This window comes from Limnohabitans sp. JirII-31, from assembly GCF_002778315.1.
Classification (GTDB): Bacteria; Pseudomonadota; Gammaproteobacteria; order Burkholderiales; family Burkholderiaceae_C; genus Limnohabitans.
In genome coordinates, this window is record NZ_NESA01000004.1 from 166,529 (window position 1) to 187,982 (window position 21,454).

At 59.4% G+C, this 21,454-nt stretch carries 22 protein-coding genes and 1 tRNA gene; 12 read left to right on the forward strand and 11 right to left on the reverse strand.

Features of this window, described 5'->3' with window-relative positions; genetic code table 11:
- Position 1: 1 nt before the first annotated feature.
- Genes B9Z41_RS07425 through B9Z41_RS07440 form a run of 4 tightly spaced genes read left to right on the forward strand, consistent with a single transcriptional unit; the run spans position 2 to position 3,606 of the window.
- Positions 2 to 931: a branched-chain amino acid ABC transporter permease gene (locus B9Z41_RS07425; protein ID WP_100146412.1), complete on the forward strand. Its 930-nt coding sequence runs from the start codon at positions 2 to 4 to the stop codon at positions 929 to 931.
- Positions 928 to 2,013, forward strand: coding sequence for an ABC transporter ATP-binding protein (locus B9Z41_RS07430; RefSeq protein ID WP_100146413.1), 1,086 nt, complete (start codon positions 928 to 930; stop codon positions 2,011 to 2,013). The genes B9Z41_RS07425 and B9Z41_RS07430 overlap by 4 nt, the downstream gene beginning before the upstream one ends.
- 59 nt (positions 2,014 to 2,072) lie before the next feature.
- Positions 2,073 to 2,873: an ABC transporter ATP-binding protein gene (locus B9Z41_RS07435; protein ID WP_100146494.1), complete on the forward strand. Its 801-nt coding sequence runs from the start codon at positions 2,073 to 2,075 to the stop codon at positions 2,871 to 2,873.
- A 1-nt stretch (position 2,874) separates the two neighbouring features.
- Positions 2,875 to 3,606, forward strand: coding sequence for an ABC transporter ATP-binding protein (locus B9Z41_RS07440; protein ID WP_100146414.1), 732 nt, complete (start codon positions 2,875 to 2,877; stop codon positions 3,604 to 3,606).
- A 34-nt stretch (positions 3,607 to 3,640) separates the two neighbouring features.
- Here B9Z41_RS07440 and B9Z41_RS07445 read toward each other — a convergent pair whose 3' ends face one another.
- From B9Z41_RS07445 to B9Z41_RS07465, 5 genes are all read right to left on the reverse strand, one after another.
- Complete coding sequence (locus B9Z41_RS07445) at positions 3,641 to 3,841, reverse strand: DUF2788 domain-containing protein (protein ID WP_100146415.1); 201 nt, start codon at positions 3,839 to 3,841, stop codon at positions 3,641 to 3,643.
- Positions 3,842 to 3,847: 6 nt separating this feature from the next.
- Positions 3,848 to 4,624 (reverse strand): DUF2189 domain-containing protein, encoded by a 777-nt coding sequence (locus B9Z41_RS07450; protein ID WP_100146416.1) that lies wholly within the window; start codon positions 4,622 to 4,624, stop codon positions 3,848 to 3,850.
- Positions 4,625 to 4,628: 4 nt separating this feature from the next.
- On the reverse strand, positions 4,629 to 5,552 hold the full coding sequence (locus tag B9Z41_RS07455; RefSeq protein WP_100146495.1) for a tripartite tricarboxylate transporter substrate binding protein: 924 nt from the start codon (positions 5,550 to 5,552) through the stop codon (positions 4,629 to 4,631).
- Between the two features lie 137 nt (positions 5,553 to 5,689).
- The gene (locus tag B9Z41_RS07460; protein ID WP_233202582.1) at positions 5,690 to 6,697 is read right to left on the reverse strand and encodes a tripartite tricarboxylate transporter substrate binding protein; all 1,008 of its coding nucleotides are present in this window, start codon (positions 6,695 to 6,697) and stop codon (positions 5,690 to 5,692) included.
- Between the two features lie 15 nt (positions 6,698 to 6,712).
- Positions 6,713 to 7,750: a CDP-6-deoxy-delta-3,4-glucoseen reductase gene (locus B9Z41_RS07465; RefSeq protein WP_100146417.1), complete on the reverse strand. Its 1,038-nt coding sequence runs from the start codon at positions 7,748 to 7,750 to the stop codon at positions 6,713 to 6,715.
- A 34-nt stretch (positions 7,751 to 7,784) separates the two neighbouring features.
- Between B9Z41_RS07465 and B9Z41_RS07470 the strand changes: the two genes are divergently transcribed.
- Positions 7,785 to 8,696 carry an SDR family oxidoreductase gene (locus tag B9Z41_RS07470; protein WP_100146418.1) on the forward strand — a complete coding sequence of 304 codons (912 nt, stop codon included), beginning with the start codon at positions 7,785 to 7,787 and terminating at the stop codon, positions 8,694 to 8,696.
- A gap of 10 nt (positions 8,697 to 8,706) precedes the next feature.
- Here B9Z41_RS07470 and B9Z41_RS07475 read toward each other — a convergent pair whose 3' ends face one another.
- The 4 genes from B9Z41_RS07475 to B9Z41_RS07490 form a co-directional block, all read right to left on the reverse strand.
- Positions 8,707 to 9,732 (reverse strand): tripartite tricarboxylate transporter substrate binding protein, encoded by a 1,026-nt coding sequence (locus tag B9Z41_RS07475; RefSeq protein ID WP_100146419.1) that lies wholly within the window; start codon positions 9,730 to 9,732, stop codon positions 8,707 to 8,709.
- 19 nt (positions 9,733 to 9,751) lie between these two features.
- Positions 9,752 to 10,873: an NADH:flavin oxidoreductase/NADH oxidase gene (locus B9Z41_RS07480; RefSeq protein WP_100146420.1), complete on the reverse strand. Its 1,122-nt coding sequence runs from the start codon at positions 10,871 to 10,873 to the stop codon at positions 9,752 to 9,754.
- A 101-nt stretch (positions 10,874 to 10,974) separates the two neighbouring features.
- Positions 10,975 to 12,138: a hypothetical protein gene (locus B9Z41_RS07485; RefSeq protein WP_100146421.1), complete on the reverse strand. Its 1,164-nt coding sequence runs from the start codon at positions 12,136 to 12,138 to the stop codon at positions 10,975 to 10,977.
- 51 nt (positions 12,139 to 12,189) lie between these two features.
- Positions 12,190 to 12,274: transfer RNA gene (locus B9Z41_RS07490), tRNA-Leu, on the reverse strand.
- A gap of 40 nt (positions 12,275 to 12,314) precedes the next feature.
- On the opposite strand from B9Z41_RS07490, the gene cysM reads away from it, so the two are divergent.
- The 3 genes from cysM to B9Z41_RS07505 are packed head-to-tail and all read left to right on the forward strand — an operon-like array spanning position 12,315 to position 14,002.
- The gene (gene cysM, locus B9Z41_RS07495; RefSeq protein ID WP_100146497.1) at positions 12,315 to 13,229 is read left to right on the forward strand and encodes a cysteine synthase CysM; all 915 of its coding nucleotides are present in this window, start codon (positions 12,315 to 12,317) and stop codon (positions 13,227 to 13,229) included.
- The gene (locus B9Z41_RS07500) at positions 13,226 to 13,768 is read left to right on the forward strand and encodes an NUDIX domain-containing protein (RefSeq protein ID WP_100146422.1); all 543 of its coding nucleotides are present in this window, start codon (positions 13,226 to 13,228) and stop codon (positions 13,766 to 13,768) included. The genes cysM and B9Z41_RS07500 overlap by 4 nt, the downstream gene beginning before the upstream one ends.
- Positions 13,769 to 13,774: 6 nt before the next feature.
- Positions 13,775 to 14,002, forward strand: a complete 228-nt coding sequence (locus B9Z41_RS07505; RefSeq protein ID WP_100146423.1) for a sulfurtransferase TusA family protein — start codon at positions 13,775 to 13,777, stop codon at positions 14,000 to 14,002.
- Here the strand turns inward: B9Z41_RS07505 and galU are convergent.
- Positions 13,989 to 14,873, reverse strand: coding sequence for a UTP--glucose-1-phosphate uridylyltransferase GalU (gene galU / locus B9Z41_RS07510; RefSeq protein WP_100146424.1), 885 nt, complete (start codon positions 14,871 to 14,873; stop codon positions 13,989 to 13,991). The genes B9Z41_RS07505 and galU overlap by 14 nt on opposite strands.
- A 25-nt stretch (positions 14,874 to 14,898) precedes the next feature.
- Positions 14,899 to 17,988, reverse strand: a complete 3,090-nt coding sequence (locus B9Z41_RS07515; RefSeq protein ID WP_100146425.1) for a valine--tRNA ligase — start codon at positions 17,986 to 17,988, stop codon at positions 14,899 to 14,901.
- A gap of 192 nt (positions 17,989 to 18,180) precedes the next feature.
- On the opposite strand from B9Z41_RS07515, the gene B9Z41_RS07520 reads away from it, so the two are divergent.
- The 4 genes from B9Z41_RS07520 (at position 18,181) to yaaA (ending at position 21,445) form a co-directional block, all read left to right on the forward strand.
- A complete protein-coding gene (locus B9Z41_RS07520; RefSeq protein ID WP_100146426.1) occupies positions 18,181 to 18,603 on the forward strand; it encodes a rubrerythrin family protein in 423 nt (140 codons plus the stop codon).
- Positions 18,604 to 18,648: 45 nt separating this feature from the next.
- The gene (locus B9Z41_RS07525) at positions 18,649 to 19,998 is read left to right on the forward strand and encodes a (Fe-S)-binding protein (protein ID WP_100146427.1); all 1,350 of its coding nucleotides are present in this window, start codon (positions 18,649 to 18,651) and stop codon (positions 19,996 to 19,998) included.
- A 2-nt stretch (positions 19,999 to 20,000) separates the two neighbouring features.
- Positions 20,001 to 20,591: a DUF3501 family protein gene (locus B9Z41_RS07530; protein WP_100146428.1), complete on the forward strand. Its 591-nt coding sequence runs from the start codon at positions 20,001 to 20,003 to the stop codon at positions 20,589 to 20,591.
- 80 nt (positions 20,592 to 20,671) lie between these two features.
- Positions 20,672 to 21,445, forward strand: a complete 774-nt coding sequence (gene yaaA, locus B9Z41_RS07535; RefSeq protein ID WP_100146429.1) for a peroxide stress protein YaaA — start codon at positions 20,672 to 20,674, stop codon at positions 21,443 to 21,445.
- The last annotated feature ends 9 nt before the right edge of the window (positions 21,446 to 21,454 follow it).

A 21,454-nucleotide genomic window follows, 5' to 3' on the forward strand; every position in this document is an offset into this window, starting at 1 on the left:
TATGGATGTTTTGCTTCAACAGGTCATCAATGGTCTCGTGCTGGGCAGCATGTATGCGCTGGTGGCCTTGGGCTACACCATGGTCTACGGCATCATCAACCTGATCAACTTTGCGCATGGCGAGGTGTTGATGGTGGGCGCGTTGTGCAGCTGGTCGATGATCGGTTGGTTGCAGCCCTTGTTGCCCAACACGCCGGGTTGGGTGATTTTGTTGCTCTCCATGGTGGTGGCCTGTGTGGCCGCAGCGGCCTTGAATTTGGCGATTGAAAAAATTGCCTACCGCCCATTGCGCAACGCGCCCAAGTTGGCACCCTTGATCACCGCCATTGGCATCTCGATCTTGCTGCAAACCTTGGCCATGATCATCTGGAAGCCCAACTACAAGCCTTACCCCACGCTGTTGCCCAGCACGCCGATACCCATTGGCGACGCGGTGATCACGCCCACCCAACTGATGATCTTGGCGGTCACCGCCATGGCGCTGGCCGTGCTGTCGTGGTTGGTCAATGCCACGTCGCTGGGGCGCGCCATGCGGGCCACGGCCGAGAACCCGCGCGTGGCGAGCTTGATGGGCGTCAAACCCGATGTGGTGATTTCGGCCACCTTTGTCATTGGTGCGGTGCTGGCCACCATTGCGGGGGTGATGTGGGCGTCGAACTACGGCACGGTGCAGCACGCGATGGGCTTTTTGCCCGGCCTCAAAGCTTTCACGGCGGCTGTGTTTGGTGGCATTGGCAACCTCACGGGCGCGGTGGTGGGCGGCTTGTTGCTGGGCTTGATCGAGTCCATCGGCTCGGGCTACCTGGGTGAGTTGACAGGTGGTGTGCTGGGCAGCCAGTACACCGACATCTTGGCGTTTCTGGTGCTCATCTTGATCTTGACCTTGCGACCCTCGGGCTTGCTGGGTGAGCGTGTGGCGGACCGCGCATGACACGTCACCTGTCGAACCGCTGGCTCATGGCCGCCTTGCTGCTGGCGCTGCCCTTGGTGTTGCAAAGCTTTGGCAATGCCTGGGTGCGCATTGCCGACATGTCGTTGCTCTATGTGTTGCTGGCGCTGGGCTTGAACATTGTGGTGGGTTATGCGGGCTTGCTCGACCTGGGCTATGTGGCGTTTTTTGCGGTGGGTGCGTACTTGTATGGACTGCTCGCCTCACCGCATTTGCTGGAGAGTTTTCCGGCCATGGCCGCACTCTTTCCACAAGGCCTGCACCTGAGTTTGTGGCTGGTGCTGCCGCTGGCCGCTGGCTTGGCTGGACTGTTTGGCGTGCTGCTGGGTGCGCCCACCTTGAAGCTGCGGGGCGACTACTTGGCCATCGTCACACTGGGCTTTGGTGAAATCATTCGCGTGTTTTTGAACAACCTCGACCAACCCGTCAACATCACCAACGGACCCAAAGGCATTGGGCCGATCGATGCGGTCACGGTGTGGGGCTATCCCTTGTCGCGGCGTTTGGATTTGGGCTTCATCGAACTGCCTGGCGTCACCTTGTATTACTACCTCTTCCTCACCCTGGTGGTGGCGAGCGTGGTGGTGTGCCACCGGCTGGAAAACTCGCGCATTGGACGCGCCTGGATGGCGATTCGTGAAGACGAAATTGCCGCCAAGGCCATGGGCTTGAACACGCGCAACTTGAAGCTCATGGCCTTTGGCATGGGCGCCACGTTTGGCGGCATGTCGGGGGCCATGTTCGCGGCCTTCCAAGGCTTTATCTCGCCGGAGTCGTTCAGCCTCATGGAGTCGGTGATGATCGTCGCCATGGTGGTGCTGGGTGGCTTGGGCCATTTGCCCGGCGTGATTTTGGGGGCTGTGTTGCTGGCCGCTTTGCCCGAAGCCCTGCGCTATGTGGCGGGCCCCTTGCAAGAAATGACCGATGGTCGTTTGGACGCGGCCATCCTGCGTCAGCTGTTGATTGCCTTGGCCATGGTGGGCGTCATGCTGTGGCGGCCGCGTGGTCTGTGGCCCAGCCCTGAGCACGGCCAACACCTGCCCCAGCCAGGAGCCAAGCCGTGACCACTGCCACATCAACCACACATGAAACGTCGGCCACGCTTGCCATGACCCAGCCCGCCATGACGGCGGTGTCGCCCCCATCGGCCCTGTCGCCCGATTGGGTGCTCCAGGTGTCGGGCATTTCCAAACGCTTTGGTGGCTTGCAGGCCTTGAGCGATGTGGGCATGCAGATTGCGCGTGGTCAGGTGTATGGCTTGATTGGCCCCAACGGCGCGGGCAAGACCACCTTCTTCAACGTCATCACCGGGCTGTACACGCCCGACACTGGGCGCTTTGAGTTGGCGGGGCGTCCCTACCAACCGACGGACGTGCACCGCGTGGCACAGGCGGGCATTGCCCGCACGTTTCAAAACATCCGTTTGTTTGCTGAGATGACAGCATTGGAAAACGTCATGGTGGGTCGCCATGTGCGCACGGGCTCTGGCTTGCTGGGTGCGATCTTCAAAACCCGCCACTTCATGGCCGAAGAGGCCGCCATTGAACAACGCGCCCACGAGCTGCTCGATTACGTGGGCATTGCCCCCTTGGCCCATTACAAGGCGCGCACGCTGAGCTATGGCGACCAGCGCCGCTTGGAAATTGCCCGAGCCTTGGCCACCGACCCGCAACTCATTGCGCTGGATGAACCCGCTGCGGGCATGAACGCCACCGAGAAGGTGCAGCTGCGTGCGCTGATCGACAAAATTCGCCACGACCACCGCACGGTGTTGCTGATTGAGCATGACGTGAAATTGGTGATGGGCCTGTGCGATCGCGTGACGGTGCTGGACTACGGCAAGGTGATCGCGCAGGGCACGCCCGCCGAGGTGCAACGCGACCCTCAGGTCATCGAGGCCTACTTGGGCACAGGAGGCCACTGACATGCGTGCCCACGACTCAGCCCCTGTGTTGCTCAGCGTTCGCCAGGCCGAAGTGGCCTATGGCGGCATTCAGGCCGTCAAAGGCGTGAGCTTGGAGGTGCGCGCGGGTGAGCTGGTGTCTTTGATCGGCTCCAACGGGGCGGGTAAAACCACCACCATGAAAGCCATCACTGGTTTGCTGCCTTTGGTGGGTGGGCAGATTGAACTGATGGGGCGAGACATCCGAGGCTTGGGGCCTTGGGACTTGGTGCAACAAGGCCTGGCCATGGTGCCCGAAGGGCGCGGCGTGTTCACCCGCATGACGATTTTTGAGAACCTGCAAATGGGGGCCTACCTCCGCCGCGACGCCGCTGCGGTGACCGATGACATCGAACGCGTGTTCACCACTTTCCCGCGCCTCAAAGAACGGCGTGACCAACTGGCGGGTACCTTGTCGGGCGGCGAACAACAGATGCTGGCCATGGGCCGTGCCCTGATGAGTCGGCCCCACATCTTGTTGCTCGACGAACCGTCGATGGGCTTGTCGCCCTTGATGGTGGACAAAATTTTTGAGGTGGTGAACGAGGTGTCGGCCCAAGGCGTGACGGTGCTGCTGGTGGAGCAAAACGCCAGCCGTGCCTTGCACATTGCCGACCGCGCCTATGTGATGGAGTCTGGCCTGATCACCCTCAGCGGTGCAGCCAGCGATTTGTTGCACGACCCCAAGGTGCGTGAAGCCTACTTGGGTGAGTGAGTCGGGCGAGAGTGTGGGTGGGGGGCGGTGACGCTCAAGGCGTCATGATCCAAATTAGCACCTGCTTGGCAATGAAGCCAATCATGCCAAAGGCCAGCACCAAAAACAGCACAAAGGTGCCGAACTTGCCCGCTTTGGACTCTCGTGCCAACGAGTAAATGATGAACAGCATGTAGAGCATGAAGCCCCCCACGCCGAAGGTCAGGCCAAATTGGGCGAATTGTTCTTCGGTCATACCCGCTCAATGCGCGTCCGGGTCATGGCTGACCAAATCGCGGTAGGCATGCCAACTGGCGTGTCCCAACATGGGCACCACCGCCAGCAACCCCAAGAAGGCAGACCCAATGCCCAGCGCGGTGAACAAACTCAGCAGCGCCGCCCACAGCGCCATGGCCAAGGGGTTGAGGGCCACCACCCGCCAGCTGGTGAGGATGGCTTGTTGCAAGCTCAGGGTGGGATGGTCGAGCAAGAGGGGAATGGTCACCAAGGTGGAGGCAAACATGGGGGCGGCCAGTACCGCGCCCATGAGCACCCACAGCTCAAACAAACCAAAGTTGGGTTGCAACACCACCAGTCGCACAAAGTCGGCGGGCGAGTACACGCTGGCGGGCAGCATCCAATGGATGAGTGCGGCAGAGCACACCAGCCAGCCCACGCTGGTCAGCGCCAACAGCAGGCCAAATTGACGCAGTCGGCGGTCGCCGCTGAACCAAATGCGAAACGCGTCGGCCACGCTGGCGTCTTCGCCGCGCTCTAGCCGACGACTGATGTCGTACAGGCCCGAGGCGAGCAAGGGGGCAATGGTCATGCACACCGACAGCATGGCGGCCAGCCACCAAAACGCATGCCGTGCAAACCAAAACAAGGCACCCCCCACGAGGGCCAAGATCAGGCCATGCATCACGCCTGCCGTGGGGCAGCGCTCCATGTCGCGCCACGCCAGCGCCAGCCAATGCAAAGGTCGCAAGAGCTCCACCTCTCGGGCGTGCAGTTCGGGGTGGCGCGGTGGTGTGGGCATGGGCTCAGTCTACTTTGGCGCCGCTGGCCTTGACCACCCGTTCATAGGCCGACAACTCAGACACCATGAACTGGCCAAAGGCCTGCGGCGTGCTGGGTGCAGGCTCGGCCATCAACACCGCGAAACGTTGCCGTGTTTCGGGCGCGTTCAAGGCTTGGGTGAAGGCGAGGTTGAGGCGCTCAATCACTGCTGTGGGCGTGCCTGCGGGTGCCACCAGGCCCCACCAGGTGTCAACCGAGAAGTTGCTCAGTGTCTCGGCCACGGCGGGCACATCGGGCATGTGGGGGCTGCGTTGGCGTGTGGTCACGGCCAGTGCCAGCAACTTGCCGCTCTTGATGTTGGGGGCTGCGGTGGCCAGGTTGTCGAAGTTGAAATCCACCTGGCCCGACAGCAGCGCCAGCTGCGCGGGGTTGCCCCCGTTGTAGGGAATGTGCACCGCAAAAATGCCGGCGCGGGCTTTGAACAATTCACCCGCCAGATGCCCGGCGCTGCCGTTGCCCCCCGAGCCAAAGTTGAGTTGCCCCGGATGGGCCCGTGCGTAGCGCAGCAAGTCGGCCAGCGAGGCAATCTGCAAGCGTTGGGCGGTGGCTGCGTTCATCACCAGCACGTTGGGCACGCGCAGCATTTGGGTGATGGGCGAAAAGTCGTTGGCCGCGTTGTAGGGCATGCGGCTGTAGAGCCAGGGGTTCACCGCATGGGTGGCGGTTGCGGCAATGCCGATCACCGAGCCATCAGGCGTGGCCTTGGCCACGGCGTCAGCGCCGATGTTGCCGCCAGCGCCCGGTCGGTTGTCGATGATCACCGGGCCCAAGGTGTCTTTGACGCGCTCGACCAGGGCGCGTGCCGTCACATCAATGGGACCGCCTGCGGCGTAGGGCACGATCAAGCGGATGGGCTTGGTGCTCGGGGCTTGGGCCATGACCGCCATGGGCAGCAGCAGCGCGAGCAGCAGGTGCAGCTTTGAGCGTGCTTGAAGGGGCTGTGGTGGGTGCTGTGGTGGGTGCTGTGGGTGCGCCCGCGTGATGACGTGCAGGCGAGGGCGCGAGGTGTGAAACACAAGCCGCCTCAGTCGATGCGAGCGCCTGAGCGCTGGATGATGGGCGCCCACTTTGCGGACTCTTGGGCAATCAACTGAGTGAACTGCTCAGGCGTGCCGCCCACCGGGTCGAGGCCTGCGTTCTTCAAGCGTTCGCGCACTGCGGGGTCGTTCAAGGCGGCGTTGAGCGCGCTGTTGATGCGATCGACCACCGCACGCGGTGTGCCCGCAGCCACCAACACGCCATTCCAAGCCAGCGCTTCAAAGCCTTTGAGTTCAGGCACGCCGCTCTCCGCCACGGTGGGCACATCGGGCAGCAGGGCGTAGCGGTGTGCGCTGGTGACGGCCAGGTATTTCAAGCGACCTTGTTTGACTTGCGGCGTGAGCGCGGTTGGCACCGAGGCCATGAGTTGTGTTTGCCCCGCCACCGTGGCCAGCACGGCAGGCGGGCTGCCGTTGAAAGGAATGTGCACGGCAAAGGTGCCGGTGACGGCCTTGATGTATTCCATCGTCAGGTGCGACGCACTGCCGTTGCCCACCGAGGCGAAGTTGTATTGGCCGGGGTGCTGTTTGAGCTGGCTCACCAATTCACGCATGGTGTTGGCCGGGAACTGGGCGTTGGCAGCAATCACATTGGGTTGCGAGGTGGTGATCATCACCGGCTGCAAGTCGCGCAGCGGTTGGTAGGGCAGCTTGGGGTAGAGGTGCGGGCCAAAGGCCAGCGGGCCGTTGTACGACATGACCCAGGTGTGGCCGTCGGGCGCCGATTTGGCCACCTCGGCGGTGCCCAGCGTGCCGCCCGCCTGCGGCTTGTTGTCCACCACCACGGCTTGGCCCAGGTGGTCTTTGAGGTGTTCTTGCATGGCACGCGCAATCACGTCCAGTGACGAGCCCGCGGGCGCCACCACCACCCAGCGGATGGGCTTGTTGGGAAAGCTCTGTGCCCACCCACTGAGCGCGGTCATGCCCACGGCCCAAATGAGCAGCAGACGAGCCAGAGGGCGTGCGTGGGTGTGGGCGTGCAATGGGTGGAACATGGCGGGTGGTGCAGCTTAGGCGGTGACTTTGTCGGCCGCCGAGGTGAACGAGTCGGCATAGAACTCGTCGCTGGGCAAGCCCGCTGCGGTGTAGGCGCTGCGCGCCGAGTCCACCACGATGGGGGCACCGCAGGCATACACCTGGTAGTCGCTCAAATCGGGTGTGTCTTGCAACACTGCTTGGTGAACAAAGCCGGTGCGGCCAAGCCACGCGTCTTCAGGCAAAGCGTCCGAGATCACGGGCACATAGCGCAGGTTGGGCATCAAAGCCAGCTGGGCTTGCACCCAGTCGTTGAGGTACAAATCGCTGGGGCGTCTGCCGCCCCAGTACAGCGTGACAGGGCGTGTGATGGCCTTGTGTTGCATGTGCTCCAGCATGGCCTTGATGGGCGCAAAGCCTGTGCCCGAGGCCAGAAAGACCAAGGGCTTGTCCGAGTCTTCGCGCAAGTAAAAGCTGCCTTGGGGGCCTTCAATGCGTTGGATTTCTTTTTCCTTCATCGCACCAAACACGTGGTCAGTGAACTTGCCGCCGGGCATGTGGCGGATATGCAGCTCGATGGCGGGGCTGCCTGCCACCAAGGTGTGGGGTGCATTGGCCATGGAGTAACTGCGGCGGTCGCCATCGCGCAACAAGAAGTCCACGTACTGACCGGCGTGGAACTTCATCACGTCGTTGGCGGGCAGTTGCAGTTGCACCACCATCACGTCGTGCGATTTCTTCTCCAGCGAAATCACGCGCACCGGCATTTTTTTGATCGGGAAGGCACCTTCTTCGGTCACTTGGCGCGACTCCAGCACCACATCGCTGTGCGCGCTGGCGCAGCAGGTCAGTACAAAGCCGTTGGCTTCTTCTTCGGCGCTCAGGGCTTTGTCTTGGTGGGTGCCGTGTGTCACATCGCCAGAGATTTTTTTGCACTTGCAGGAGCCGCAGGCGCCGTCTTTGCAGCCATAAGGCAATCCAATGCCTTGGCGCAGGCCAGCTGCGAGCAAGGTTTCGTCGGGGTTGGCGGTGAATGCGCGGCCACTGGGTTGGACCGTGATGTTGAAACTCATCTTTGGGTATCCTTGAACTTTTACAAAGCGTATTTTGCCTTCCAACCAAACCCCTCTTGGCGCGCTGCCTGCGCGCTTTCGCCGTGAACGGCTGCTCATCGTGGGCTGTGGTGACGTGGGCCTGCGTGTGGCGCGTACCCAGCGTCATGTGCGCATCTTGGCGCTCACCTCCAGCGCGTCGCGTGTGCCAGCCTTGCGTGCCGCGGGCGTGACGCCCTTGATGGGCAATTTAGACCAACCCGCAAGCGTGAAGCGCTTGGCCGGATTGGCCACGCGGGTGTTGCATTTGGCACCACCTCCTTTGCAGGGCCACACCGACCCGCGCACCTTGGCCCTTACCCGTGCTTTGTTGTTGCGCACGGCGCCACACAGCGTGGTGTATGGCTCAACCAGCGGTGTCTATGGTGACTGCGCAGGCGACTGGGTGAGCGAGACGCGTGCGCTCAACGCCACCACCCCGCGTGCCCAGCGCCGCGTGGACGCTGAAGCCCGGGTGCGCCATTTCGCACGCTTGCGTGCCGGTGTGCGGGCCAGTGTGTTGCGCATTCCGGGCATCTACGCGCCTGACCGCGAAGGCGGCACGCCGCGTGAGCGCTTGCTGCGTGGCAGCCCGGTGTTAGAGGCACCAGACGATGTGTTCACCAACCACATCCATGCCGACGATTTGGCGCGTGCTTGCCAGCTGGCCCTGTGGCGAGGCCAAACACAGCGGCGCTACAACGTGAACGACGATGCCCAACTGAAGATGGGCGACTACTTTGACTTGGCCGCGCAGATCTACAACTTGCCCAAACCACCGCGTATCAGCCGGGCGCAAGCTCAAATCGAATTGCCTGCGATGCAACTGAGCTTCATGAGCGAGTCACGCCGACTCGACAACCGCCGCATGAAGCGCGAGCTGCGCTTGCAACTGCGTTACCCGCAGGTACAAGACGGCTTGGTGTGAGGACGCGCGTTCAGTCGAACTTGATGTTGCCCGCCTTGATGGCCTTGGCCCAACTGGCGGTATCGCGTTCCAACAGCTTGGTGGTGTTCTCGGGCGTGAGGTAGCGCACTTCCACACCGGCGGCATCGGCGCGTTGCTTGGTGTCAGGCGACTCCATGCTGCGCTTGACTTCTTGCGAAAGCTTTTGCACCACCTCTTTGGGCGTGCCTGCCGCTACATACAAAGCCACCCAGGATTCCAGCTCAAAGCCGGGCAAGCCCGCCTCAGACGCTGTGGGCACTTGCGGCAGTTGGGGGTGACGGGTTTTGCCAGTGACAGCCAGCGCTTTGAGCTTGCCGCTGAGCACATGGCCCATCACCGAAGGGGGTGTGGAGATGAACACTTGCACTTGGCCCGCCAGCACGTCTTGGATGGCTTGGCCCGAGCCTTTGTAGGGCACATGCGTCATCTCAATACCGGTTTGCTGTTTGAAAATTTCGGTGCCAATGTGCGACACCGAGCCGTTGCCTTGCGACGCATAGTTCACCTTGCCGGGGTTTTGTTTGACCCAGGCGATGAAGTCTTTCAGGTTGTTGGCAGGCACTGAAGGGTGAACCGCAATGACGTTGGTGGCCACGGTGATCAAGCCCACGGGCGTGAGGTCTTTGAGTTCCCAGGGGAGCTTGTCCATCAGGATCGGGTTGGCAATGTGGTAACCCGAGTAAGACACCAGCACGGTGTAGCCATCTTTCGGGCTGCGTGCCACCAGCGAGTAAGCCAGGTTGCCGCTGCCGCCGGGTTTGTTGTCCACCACCACCGACTGGCCTAGTGCGCGCGCCAGTGGGTCGCTGAGCAAACGGGCCGAGGTGTCCAACAAACCGCCGGGTGGGTTAGGAACCACCAGGGTGATGGGTTTGCTGGGGTAGGTGTCTGCCTGCACTTGAGCAGGTAACGCAACGATGGCGCATAAGCTGGCAGACGCCAGCAGTGTGGACACGACGCGGCGCGTGAAATCGCTCGTGGGTTGGCGGGTGGTGTGGGGCAGGGGGTGTGTCATGAGAACTCCGATTCAAGCTTCAACGTTGGCCAATGCGCACGGCACCAAAGATGCCTTGTGCTTCACGCGGCATGCAGCGCCAGTATTGTTGACTGGCTTGGACCGTGCCGCCCAGTGCAGCGGCAGCTTCCCACATCCAGCGGGGTTTGTAGAGGAAGGTGCGGGCCAGCGCCACCAGGTCGGCGTCACCACGCACCAAGATATCTTCGGCTTGTTGCGGTGTTGTGATGAGGCCCACGGTCATGGTGGGCAGTCCGCTTTTTTGTTTGACCAGTTTGGCAAAGGGCACTTGGTACTCAGGGCCGATGGCAATTTTTTGTTGTGGCGAGATGCCGCCCGACGAGATGTGCACAAAGTCGGCACCGGCTTGCTTCAGTCGCAACGCCAAGTCGGCAGTTTCTTCGGGGGTCCAGCCGCCTTCGACCCAGTCTGTGGCAGACAGGCGCATTCCCAGACTGCCTTTGAAAGCGGCTCGCACGGCTTGGAACACTTCGAGCGGAAAACGAATACGCCCTTCAAAGTTGCCACCATAGCCGTCGTTGCGTTGGTTCGACAAGGGCGACAAAAACTGGTGCAACAAATAACCGTGTGCACCATGCAACTCCACGGCCTCAATGCCCATGGCTTCGGCGCGTTGTGCCGCTTTGACAAACGCGGCCTGGATGTCTGCCAGTCCTTGTGTGCTGAGGGCGTCAGGCGGCGTTTCTTGCGCCAAGTGGGGAAGAGCTGAGGGGCCTTCGGGTTGCCAACCGCCGTGAGCGGCATCCAGCAACTGTCCGCCTTCCCAAGGGGCAGAGCTTGAGGCTTTGCGCCCGGCATGCGAGAGCTGGATGCACACCGGCACTTTGGGGGCCAAGTGCCGAGCACGATCCAGGGTGTTGCTCAAAGCAGCGGCCGTGGTGTCATCCCACAGTCCCAAGCATTGAGGGGTGATGCGGCCACGTGCGGTCACCGCCGTGGCTTCGATGATGAACAAGCCGGCTCCGCTGTTGAGCATGTTGCCCCAGTGCATCAAGTGCCAATCTGTGGCGAGGCCGTTGTTGGCGGAGTATTGACACATGGGGGCCACCACAGCGCGATTGGCCAAGGTCAAGGGGCCGCGTGGGGAGGTCAGGGTGAATTCAGAAAAGAGGTGGCTCAAAGGGACTCCAGAAACAAAAATGCCTGCGATCGCGGCAGGCGTTGATCGTAATCATTGTGTGTGTCGGTGTTTAGCAAACACGCGACAAGCCATGAGGCGCGTCAAGGCAGCTTTTGCTCAAAGTCAGTCAAGCGGTCATTCAGGTTGTCGACGTTGTGCTTGATGCCCAATAACCGACGCTGAAATGCTGCCGCAGCTTCTTCATGCTTGAGCTTTTTTTCTTCAGCGGTCAGGTTTGTGTGAGAAGGTGCGTCTGCCGACGAGCCCTGCGTGGGGTAGGTGTTTGTTTTGCTGGCAGCCTCGTGAGAAGCCGCGCTGGAAGGGGAGGCTTCGTCAGAAGCAAATGGGACCTGGGCGAGGGCAGTCTTTGCGCTCGGTAGCTTTTCCAAATGGTCAGCTATTTTTTCTGCGTCGATCGCTTGGTGGTTGTCTGACAGCGCCGCCCCTTGGTCAACAGCTGTCGGATAGGCCTCTACTTGGAGCGTAGGGATCGGCTGCTCGTTGGTGCTGAATGCTTGGGTCAGACCTGGTTGACGGTTTGGCGCAGACACTGCATTGCTCAGGGCTTGTCGGTTGATGCCGACATCGTCTGTGGGCACTGCTTGGCGATTGGACTCAGAACCTGCGGTGTCGATCACGACACGCGTGTCATCCAGCGTGTCTTGGGGGATGCCTTGTTTGTTGTCAGAGATCACCTCGTTGACGGGAACGTTTTGAACGTTCGATCCGGCAGTTGGAGCACCCGTGACCGCTTGTCGGTTGTCGGACTCGAGCTGACCCTTGCCGAGACTTTGCAGGTTGTCTTTGAGCGTTTCAGTCGGCAAAGCTTGCTTGTTAGCAGCGATGACCTCTGTGCTGACGTTTTGAACGTTGGCAGAGGTCGGCGCTGTTGTCGCGGTGGTTTGACGGTTGGTACCGATCAGGTCGTCTTGCGCAATCGCTTGACGATGGTCTTGCATCGAGTCGATGTTCACGTCTTGCTTATTGGGGGCAAGTACCGTGATGGGAACGTTCAAGACGTTGGCTTTGGCACTGTCTGACGCGGGGACTGCCACAGCGTTGGCGGGTTGCTGCGGGGTTTTGTCTTGTGCGGTGTCGGTGGAGACGTCGTGGACGTGGTCAAACGCTAATTTGCGTTCACGTGTTTCTTCGGGGTGAGAAACGACAACATTCTTCGGGGTTTTGGCATTGCCAGTGTGTTCGGAGACCGAGACATGGTGCTCAGAACCGCTGCGTACTACGAAGTCGGGGAAATCGTCGTTCATGGAGTTTCTCTGAAAGCCAACAGGCTGCTTGGCCTGCGCTACGTTTACCAGTGGTGCCCGGGGCCGGAATCGAACCGGCACGCCTTGCGGCGGGGGATTTTGAGTCCCCTGCGTCTACCAATTTCACCACCCGGGCACTGGAGAGAACGACCGATATTATGGCACAGTCCAAGCCTATGAACGAAAAAAACTTGTACCCCACGATTGAAGATGCGATTGGCAAAACACCTCTGGTGGCTTTGCAGCGTATTGGTGCCGCTGACAACGCGCGGCGCGGCAATGTGATTTTGGGAAAGCTCGAAGGCAACAACCCGGCGGGTTCAGTGAAAGACCGACCTGCCTTGTCGATGATTCAGCGCGCGCAAGAGCGTGGTGACATTCATCCGGGCGACACCTTGATTGAAGCCACCTCCGGCAACACAGGCATTGCGCTGGCCATGGCCGCAGCCATCAAGGGCTACCGCATGGTGTTGATCATGCCCGAGGACTTGTCGATTGAACGCGCCCAGACCATGAAGGCGTTTGGTGCTGAGTTGATCTTGACGCCCAAGAGTGGCGGCATGGAATACGCCCGCGACTTGGCTGAGCGCATGCAGCGTGAAGGCAAGGGCCGTGTGCTCGACCAATTTGGCAACGACGACAACCCGCGCATCCACTTTGAAACGACGGGCCCTGAAATTTGGCAAGACACACAAGGCCGTGTGACCCACTTTGTCAGTGCCATGGGCACCACGGGCACCATCACCGGCGTGTCGCGTTATTTGAAAACCCAAAACCCGAATGTGCGCATCATTGGCGCACAGCCCAGCGAAGGCTCACGCATTCCGGGTATTCGCAAATGGCCGCAAGAGTATTTGCCCAAAATTTACGACCCCAGCCATGTGGACGAGTTGGTCTATGTGAGCCAAGACGATGCCGAAGAGATGTGTCGCCGGCTGGCACGCGAAGAAGGTATTTTTGCGGGCATCTCGGCAGCGGGTGCTTGCTGTGTGGCGCAACACATTGCCGAGCAGGTGGAGAACGCGACCATTGTGTTCATCGTCTGTGACCGGGGGGACAGGTATCTCTCAACCGGTGTGTTTCCCGCATGAGTGCGTTTCGTTTTTGCCCAAGTTGCGCCACACCCCTGAGCCTGATTGCCAAAGAAGAAGACGGTGGGCTGACCGAGCGTTTGCGTTGTGTCGCCTGTGATTGGACCCACTGGAACAATCCGACACCCGTGTTGGCGGCCATCGTGCAATACCGGGGTCAAATTTTGCTGGCACGCAATGCCGCATGGACCGGGCGGCGCTTTGCTTTGATCACCGGATTCATGGAGGCGGGTGAATCACCCGAAGATGGCATTCGCCGTGAGATTGCCGAAGAAACCCACTTACAGACCGAATCCTTGAGTTTGGTGGGGGTGTATGACTTTCAGCGCATGAACCAAGTCATCATTGCCTACCATGCGGTTGCGGATGGTGACATTGCACTGTCGCCAGAGTTGGTAGAGTACAAGCTTTACCGCCCCGAAGATGTGATTTGTTGGCCTGCTGGCACCGGTTACGCCATGGCCGATTGGCAGCGTACGCAAGGCATTGAGCCACGCTTCATGGAGTGGGCGGAGCGTGAAAAACTGAACCTAGATTGACTTGATATGCACATTGACCAAGAACTCGACACCCGTGGCCTGAATTGCCCCTTGCCGATTCTCAAAGCCAAAAAGGCACTGACCACCATGCAAAGCGGTGAGCTGCTGCGTGTCACGTCGACGGATGCCGGGTCGATGCGCGATTTTGCGGCGTTTGCCAAGCAGACGGGTAACGAACTCGTGTCCCAAGAAACCTCGGGCAACGACTTCATTCACGTGCTCAAGAGACGTTGAGTTGCTGGAGGTAGTCGCGGAACTCGGCACCGACCTCAGGGTGTTGCAAGGCCAACTCGACCGTGGCCTGTAAAAAGCCTTGCTTGCTGCCGCAGTCATAACGTTTGCCTGCGTAAGAAAACGCCAACACCTTTTCTGTGGCCAGCAAACCGGCAATGCCGTCGGTGAGTTGAATTTCGCCTTGCACGCCACGTCCGCCCGCGCGGATGCGTTCAAACACGGCAGGGGTCAAGATGTAGCGCCCCGCCACGGCCAGACGCGAAGGGGCCACCTCGGCCTTGGGTTTTTCGACCATGTGCTGCACGTCCACCAACCCTTGCCCCATGTCATGGCCCGCCACGATGCCGTAGCGGTGCACATGGTCGAGCGGTACTTCTTGTACAGCCAGCACCGACGAGCGGGTGCGCGCAAATACCTCGGCCATTTGTTTCAGCACGCCGGGTCCTCCGGCCTGACCTTGCATCAGGTCATCGGCCAGCAACACTGCAAATGGCGCATCCCCCACCAAGTGCTCAGCGCACAACACGGCATGACCCAACCCCAAGGCTCGCGGTTGGCGCACATACACGCATTGCATGTCGCTGGGTTGTACGCTGCGCACCACCTCGAGCAAGGCGTGTTTGCCCGCGGCTTCGAGTTCGGTTTCCAACTCGTAGGCCGTGTCGAAGTGGTCTTCAATGGCCCGTTTGCTGCGGCCCGTGACAAAAATCATTTCACGAATACCCGCCTCATAAGCCTCTTCCACCGCGTACTGAATCAGCGGCTTATCGACCACGGGCAGCATCTCTTTGGGGCTGGCTTTGGTGGCAGGTAGAAAACGGGTGCCCATGCCCGCGACGGGGAACACGGCTTTGGTCAAGACTGGTTTCATGCGAATCTCTGATTTTTTACAAAGCTTACTTGGCGAGCCGTTGCAACTGGTCTTGCACCTTGGCCAAGGTGGCGGTGAAGTCGGCCACGCGTTTTTTCTCTTGCTCAATCACGGCAGGAGGGGCTTTGGCCACAAAGGCCTCGTTGCTGAGCTTGGCGTGGGCTTTGGTGATCTCGTTTTGCAAACGGTCAGCCTCTTTGCCCAAACGCACTTTTTCGGCGGCCACATCGATCTCGATGAACAAGCACAAGCGCAGTTCACCCACCACGGCCACTGGGGCGTCCTGTGCGGCGGAGCCCCAGGCGGAGGCGTCGTCAAAGACCTTGACTTCACTGAGCTTGGCCAGTGCTTGTAGCACGGGCGCGGCGGACTGCATGAAGGCCACATCTTGCGGGTTGCTTGCCAACGCAAACAAAGGCATGCGGGTGGCGGGTGACACATTCATTTCACCGCGCAAATTGCGACAGGCATCCACCAAAGACTTCAAGCGCGCCACATGCGCTTCGGCTTTTTCGTCGATGCGCTCGGGTTGGCTCACCGGGTAGGCGCTGACGCTGACAGATGCGTGCGCTGCATCTGCAGGCAAACGCCCCGCCACCAGTGCCACTTTTTGCCACAGCTCTTCGGTGATGAACGGGATGATGGGGTGGGCCAAACGCAAAATGGTTTCCAGCACCCGAATCAGGGTGCGGCGGGTGCCGCGTTGCTGGGCCTCGCTGCCCGTGTTGATTTGCACCTTGGCAATTTCCAGGTACCAGTCGCAGAACTCGTTCCAGACGAAGTCGTAGACGGTGTTGGCCACGTTGTCGAGGCGGTATTCGGCAAAGCCTTTGGCCACCTCGGCTTCGACGCGCTGGAGTTGCGACACGATCCAGCGGTCGGCTTGGCTAAACGACAGGTAGCCGTGGAACGGCCCTGCTGCAGTCGCGTTGCCTGCGGTGTCAACGCCAGGTGCGGCGCACTCCGCTTTGGTGTGCTCTTTCAGACCGCAGTCTTGGCCCTCGCAGTTCATCAACACAAACCGGGTGGCGTTCCACAGCTTGTTGCAGAAGTTGCGATAGCCCTCGCAGCGTTTGCTGTCAAAGTTGACGCTGCGGCCCAAACTGGCCAGTGCTGCAAAGGTGAAGCGCAGCGCATCGGCGCCGTAGGCGGGAATGCCTTCTGGAAATTCTTTTTCGGTTTGCTTGCGCACCTTGGGTGCGGTTTCGGGTTTGCGCAGGCCCTGGGTGCGTTTGTCGAGCAAAGGCTCGAGCGAGATGCCGTCGATCAAGTCCACCGGGTCGAGCACGTTGCCTTCGGACTTGCTCATTTTTTTGCCTTGCGCATCGAGCACCAAGCCGTGGATGTAGACATGCTTGAACGGCACACGACCCGTGAAGTGGGTGGTCATCATGATCATGCGGGCGACCCAGAAGAAGATGATGTCGTAGCCGGTGACCAGCACGCTGGAAGGCAAGTACAGGTCGTAGTCGTTGGTTGGGCTCTCAGTGGTTCCGAGGTCGTGGGCGCCGGAGACGGTCTTGCTCCTCTTCGCTTCGCTCAGAATGTCGCTGCGGCCATCCCCAGCGCCCGCGCCCTCAGAGTCGGCGCTCCATCCCAACGTGGAGAAGGGAACCAAGGCAGACGAATACCAGGTGTCCAACACGTCTTCATCGCGCTTGAGCGTTTTGCCGGGAGCTTGGGCTTGCGCTTCGGCTTCGTTGCGGGCCACATAGACTTGGCCGTCTTCGTCGTACCAAGCCGGAATTTGATGGCCCCACCAGAGCTGGCGGCTGATGCACCAGTCCTGGATGTTGTTCATCCACTGGTTGTAGGTGTTGATCCAGTTCTCAGGCACAAACTTGACCTGACCCGACTGCACCGCGTCAATGGCTTTTTGGGTGATGCTCTTGCCGGTGGCGTCGCCCTTGCCCACTTGGTTCATGGCGACAAACCATTGGTCGGTCAGCATGGGTTCAATCACTTGGCCGGTGCGTGCGCAACGCGGCACCATGAGTTTGTGTTTCTTGACTTCCACCAAGTGACCTGCGGCTTCGAGGTCGGCCACCACAGCCTTGCGGGCTACAAAGCGGTCTAAGCCACGGTATTTTTCGGGGGCGTTGGTGTTGATTGTGGCGTTGAGGTGGAGCACGCAAATCATGTCGAGCTTGTGGCGCTGACCGACGGCGTAGTCGTTTTGATCGTGCGCCGGGGTGACTTTGACCACGCCCGTGCCAAATGCTTTGTCCACGTAGTCGTCGGCAATGACGGGGATGGTGCGGTCGCACAAAGGCAGTTTGACCTGCTTGCCGATCAGGGCTTGGTAGCGCTCATCTTCGGGGTGAACCATCACAGCCACGTCACCCAGCAATGTTTCGGGGCGGGTGGTTGCCACGACCAAGCCTTGCACGCTTTCGCCGTTGACGGTTTGTGGACCGTCGACCAAGTCGTAGCGGATGTGCCACAGCGAGCCGTCTTCTTCTGCGCTTTCGACTTCCAAGTCAGACACCGCGCTCATGAGTTCCGGGTCCCAATTGACCAGACGCTTGCCACGGTAGATCAGACCTTGTTGGTACAGCTTCACAAAGGTCTCGGTCACGGTTTTGGACAACTTGGGGTCCATGGTGAAGTACTCACGGCTCCAATCCACGCTGTCGCCCATGCGGCGCATTTGGCTGGTGATGGTGCTGCCCGATTGCTCTTTCCACTCCCACACTTTGGAGACAAAGTTTTTACGTGCTTCGGCGGGCGTCGGGCCCATGTCGTGGCGGCTGATGCCTTGGGCTTGTAACTGGCGCTCCACCACGATTTGGGTGGCAATGCCTGCGTGGTCGGTGCCTGGAATCCACGCTGTGTTGAAGCCCATCATGCGGTGGTAGCGCGTGAGGCTGTCCATGATGGTCTGGTTGAAGGCGTGGCCCATGTGCAAGGTGCCGGTCACATTGGGTGGTGGCAGCTGGATGGAAAAAGCGGGTGCACCTGCTTGTGGAGCCTGGGTGCCACGAAAACCGGCCACGCCGTAGCCACGTTTTTCCCACTCGGGGCCCCAATGGGCTTCCAGCGCAGCGGGCTCGAACGATTTGGACAGGCTCTCTAGGCCTGGTTGTGCGGCTTTGGGGGTGGACGAATTGCTCATGGACACGGCTTTGGGAAATGAAAAACGGCAAGCCAAAAAGCTGCCGTTTGAGACTGGAAATAAGGTGATCACATTCTACCTAGCGGGGTTTAGGTCTGACGCTTCTTGTCGCAGGCGTCAAACACCGTTACGCTTTAGCGGTCTTTGACAGCAATGGTCAAAGCATTTGTTCAACCCTTAGGAGATATTCCCATGGCAGCACTCAAAGGCTCACGCACGGAGCAATGTTTGAAAGACGCCTTTGCCGGCGAATCTCAGGCCAACCGTCGCTACTTGTATTTCGCGAACAAAGCTGACGTTGAAGGTCAGAACGATGTGGCTGCGCTGTTTCGCTCCACCGCCGAAGGCGAAACAGGCCACGCCCATGGACACCTGGAGTTTTTGGAACAGTCGGGTGACCCCGCGACGGGCCTACCCATTGGTTCAACGCGTCAAAACCTGGCGTCTGCTGTGGCAGGCGAAACCCATGAGTACACCGACATGTACCCTGGTATGGCCAAGACCGCACGCGATGAAGGTTTTGATGAGGTCGCCGACTGGTTTGAAACCCTGGCCAAAGCAGAGCGCTCGCATGCCAACCGTTACCAAAAAGCCTTGAACGAACTGGTGGATTGATCTCATTGCCGCAATCGCTGTGTGCTTGATGAGAAGGAGACCCACATGGCCACCGAAGGCAATTTGCAAGCCCCCACCCGACATGCTCTTGATTGGCGCAATCCTGACTTTTATGACGAAGCGCAGTGCGTCCAGGAGTTGGAGCGCATCTTTGACATCTGTCACGGTTGTCGCCGCTGTGTGAGCCTGTGCGGCGCGTTTCCCACCTTGTTTGATTTGGTGGATGGCAGCGCGACGCTAGAAGTCGATGGCGTGGACAAAAAAGACTACTGGCGTGTGGTGGATCAGTGCTACATGTGCGATCTGTGCTACATGACCAAGTGCCCATACACCCCGCCGCACGCCTGGAACCTGGATTTTCCGCACACCATGTTGCGCGCCAAGGCCATCCAGTTCAAAAAGGGCGAGGTGGGCATGGCTGAGCAACTGCTTGCCTCGACCGATGTGCATGGTTCTTTGGCCGGCATTCCCATCGTGGTGCAGGCGGTCAATGCGATCAACCACAGCCAACTGGGCCGCAAAGTCTTGGAGTCGGTGGCTGGTGTGGACAAGAACGCTTGGTTGCCTTCGCTGGCCACGCGCAAGTTCCGCTCAAGCGTGGACGAGGCACAAAGCACACAGGTGGTGAACGGTGCCAAGACGCCGGGCAAGGTGGCTGTTTATGCCACCTGTTACATCAACTACAACGAGCCCGGTATTGGCCACGACTTGTTGAAAATCTTGGACCACAACGACATTCCGTATGTCTTGGTCGAGAAAGAAAAATGCTGTGGCATGCCCAAGCTTGAACTGGGTGATTTGGACGCCGTCCATGCGGCGAAAGAGGCCAACATTCCTGTGCTTGTTGAGTATGCGAAAGCGGGCTACGCCATCATGGCGGCAGTGCCCAGCTGTGCGCTGATGTTCAAGCAAGAGATTCCACTGATGTACCCCGAATGTGCCGATACCCAGTTGGTCAAGCAGCACATGTGGGACCCGTTCGAGTACTTCATGGCGCGTAAGCGCGACGGGTTGTTGAAAACAGATTTTGTGCAACCACTGGGCAAAGTGAGTTACCAAATTCCATGTCATGGGCGCGTGCAAAATATCGGCCGCAAGACCGAAGAAATGCTCAAGATGATTCCAGACACCGAGATCAACACAGTGGAGCGTTGCTCGGGCCATGCGGGTACGTACGGCGTGAAAAAAGCTTCGCATGCTTATTCGATGAAGATTGGCAAACCTGTCTTCAAAGCCATGGCCACCATGAAAGATGGCAGCCATCCCGACTACATCAGCTCCGACTGTCCCTTGGGCGGGCACCACATTGCCCAAGGTTTTGAGGTCAATGGTTTGGGGTCTCCAGAGTTGAACCATCCACTGACGCTGGTGCGCAAAGCTTACGGATTGACATGACGATGCAATTGACCGGATACATCACGCCAGAGAGCCTCATGTCCTTAGAGGCCTACACCAAGTGGCGCAAAGTTCACAAGCCAGAGGTCATCGCCCACCGCAGGCTGCGTAGCGTGCAGCTGGGTGAGCACCTCAATTTGCAATTTGAGAGCGAGACCACGATTCGCTACCAAATTCAAGAGATGTTGCGCATTGAAAAAGTGTTTGAAGAAGAGGGCATTGCGCAAGAGATTGAGGCGTATGCGCCTTTGCTTCCCAGTGGCTCCAACTGGAAAGGCACGTTGATGCTTGAATACACCGACATCCACGAGCGCAAGCGTGAGCTGGCCCGGCTGATCGGTATTGAAGACCGAATGTTTGTCGAGGTCGAGGGCTCCCCGCGTGTCTACGCCATTGCGGACGAAGACCTGGACCGCGAGAACGATGAAAAGACATCGGCAGTGCATTTCGTGCGCTTTGAGCTCACGCCTGCCATGCGCGCTGCGGTGAAGGCAGGCGCTGCGGTCAAACTGGGTTGTGACCACACCCACTACCCAGCACATACCCAGATGGCAGCGGACACTTTGGCGTCACTGGCGGGGGATTTGAAATAAGTCCCCGCGCAGCCATCGGTCGGTGCTGCGCCGCCATAATTCAGGCTTCCCTGTGAAGCCTTTCTTTTTTTGAGCTGTCCATGCTGTTCTTGCTGTCTCCTGCCAAAGCCCTTGACTACGACACCCCTGCGGGTGATGTGCCGCACACGCAGCCGTTGTTTGTCAAACAATCGGTGGCGTTGATCGATATCTTGAAAGACAAGTCACCCCAAGACATCGCCAGCTTGATGGACTTGAGCGATGCCTTGTCTGCGCTGAATGTGGCGCGCTATCAGGCTTGGTCGCCCAAGTTCACGGCTAAGAATTCCAAACAAGCCGTGTTGGCTTTCAATGGCGATGTGTACGAAGGCTTAGACGCCAAAACCTTGAGCGCCAAAGACTTGGCGTGGGCCCAGGACCATGTGGCGATTCTGAGTGGCTTGTATGGCGTGTTGCGCCCGCTCGACTGGATGCAGCCTTACCGCTTGGAAATGGGCACGTCCTTAGCCAATGACCAAGGCAACAACCTGTACAAATTTTGGGGCACGCAGATTGCCGATTACCTCAACACCCGCTTGGGTGATGCCCGCGAACCCATCGTGGTGAATTTGGCCTCGCAGGAGTATTTCAAATCGGTGGACCGCAAGGCCCTGAAGGCACGCGTGATCGACTGTGTGTTTGAAGATTACAAAGGTGGCAAATACAAAATCATCAGCTTTTTGGCCAAACGTGCACGTGGCTTGATGACCCGTTATGCCGTCACGCATCAAGTGAAAACACCCAAAGGCTTGCAAGGTTTCAACCTGGAAGGCTATGCCTATGATGCCGCCGTGTCTGAGCCTGACCGTTTGGTGTTTCGTCGCAAGCTGAGTTGAATGTGAGAT

Bases quoted from the DNA above. Each gene is read 5' to 3' on its own strand.
- B9Z41_RS07460 (WP_233202582.1), bottom strand. From the start codon at position 6,697: ATGTTCCACCCATTGCACGCCCACACCCACGCACGCCCTCTGGCTCGT.
- B9Z41_RS07530 (WP_100146428.1), top strand. From the start codon at position 20,001: ATGCAATTGACCGGATACATCACGCCAGAGAGCCTCATGTCCTTAGAG.
- B9Z41_RS07440 (WP_100146414.1), top strand. From the start codon at position 2,875: ATGCGTGCCCACGACTCAGCCCCTGTGTTGCTCAGCGTTCGCCAGGCC.
- B9Z41_RS07465 (WP_100146417.1), bottom strand. From the start codon at position 7,750: ATGAGTTTCAACATCACGGTCCAACCCAGTGGCCGCGCATTCACCGCC.
- B9Z41_RS07455 (WP_100146495.1), bottom strand. From the start codon at position 5,552: ATGGCGGTCATGGCCCAAGCCCCGAGCACCAAGCCCATCCGCTTGATC.
- B9Z41_RS07525 (WP_100146427.1), top strand. From the start codon at position 18,649: ATGGCCACCGAAGGCAATTTGCAAGCCCCCACCCGACATGCTCTTGAT.
- B9Z41_RS07515 (WP_100146425.1), bottom strand. From the start codon at position 17,988: ATGAGCAATTCGTCCACCCCCAAAGCCGCACAACCAGGCCTAGAGAGC.
- B9Z41_RS07500 (WP_100146422.1), top strand. From the start codon at position 13,226: ATGAGTGCGTTTCGTTTTTGCCCAAGTTGCGCCACACCCCTGAGCCTG.
- B9Z41_RS07520 (WP_100146426.1), top strand. From the start codon at position 18,181: ATGGCAGCACTCAAAGGCTCACGCACGGAGCAATGTTTGAAAGACGCC.
- yaaA (WP_100146429.1), top strand. From the start codon at position 20,672: ATGCTGTTCTTGCTGTCTCCTGCCAAAGCCCTTGACTACGACACCCCT.
- B9Z41_RS07485 (WP_100146421.1), bottom strand. From the start codon at position 12,138: ATGAACGACGATTTCCCCGACTTCGTAGTACGCAGCGGTTCTGAGCAC.
- B9Z41_RS07505 (WP_100146423.1), top strand. From the start codon at position 13,775: ATGCACATTGACCAAGAACTCGACACCCGTGGCCTGAATTGCCCCTTG.
- B9Z41_RS07425 (WP_100146412.1), top strand. From the start codon at position 2: ATGGATGTTTTGCTTCAACAGGTCATCAATGGTCTCGTGCTGGGCAGC.
- B9Z41_RS07450 (WP_100146416.1), bottom strand. From the start codon at position 4,624: ATGCCCACACCACCGCGCCACCCCGAACTGCACGCCCGAGAGGTGGAG.
- B9Z41_RS07475 (WP_100146419.1), bottom strand. From the start codon at position 9,732: ATGACACACCCCCTGCCCCACACCACCCGCCAACCCACGAGCGATTTC.
- B9Z41_RS07435 (WP_100146494.1), top strand. From the start codon at position 2,073: ATGACGGCGGTGTCGCCCCCATCGGCCCTGTCGCCCGATTGGGTGCTC.
- B9Z41_RS07445 (WP_100146415.1), bottom strand. From the start codon at position 3,841: ATGACCGAAGAACAATTCGCCCAATTTGGCCTGACCTTCGGCGTGGGG.
- B9Z41_RS07430 (WP_100146413.1), top strand. From the start codon at position 928: ATGACACGTCACCTGTCGAACCGCTGGCTCATGGCCGCCTTGCTGCTG.
- galU (WP_100146424.1), bottom strand. From the start codon at position 14,873: ATGAAACCAGTCTTGACCAAAGCCGTGTTCCCCGTCGCGGGCATGGGC.
- cysM (WP_100146497.1), top strand. From the start codon at position 12,315: ATGAACGAAAAAAACTTGTACCCCACGATTGAAGATGCGATTGGCAAA.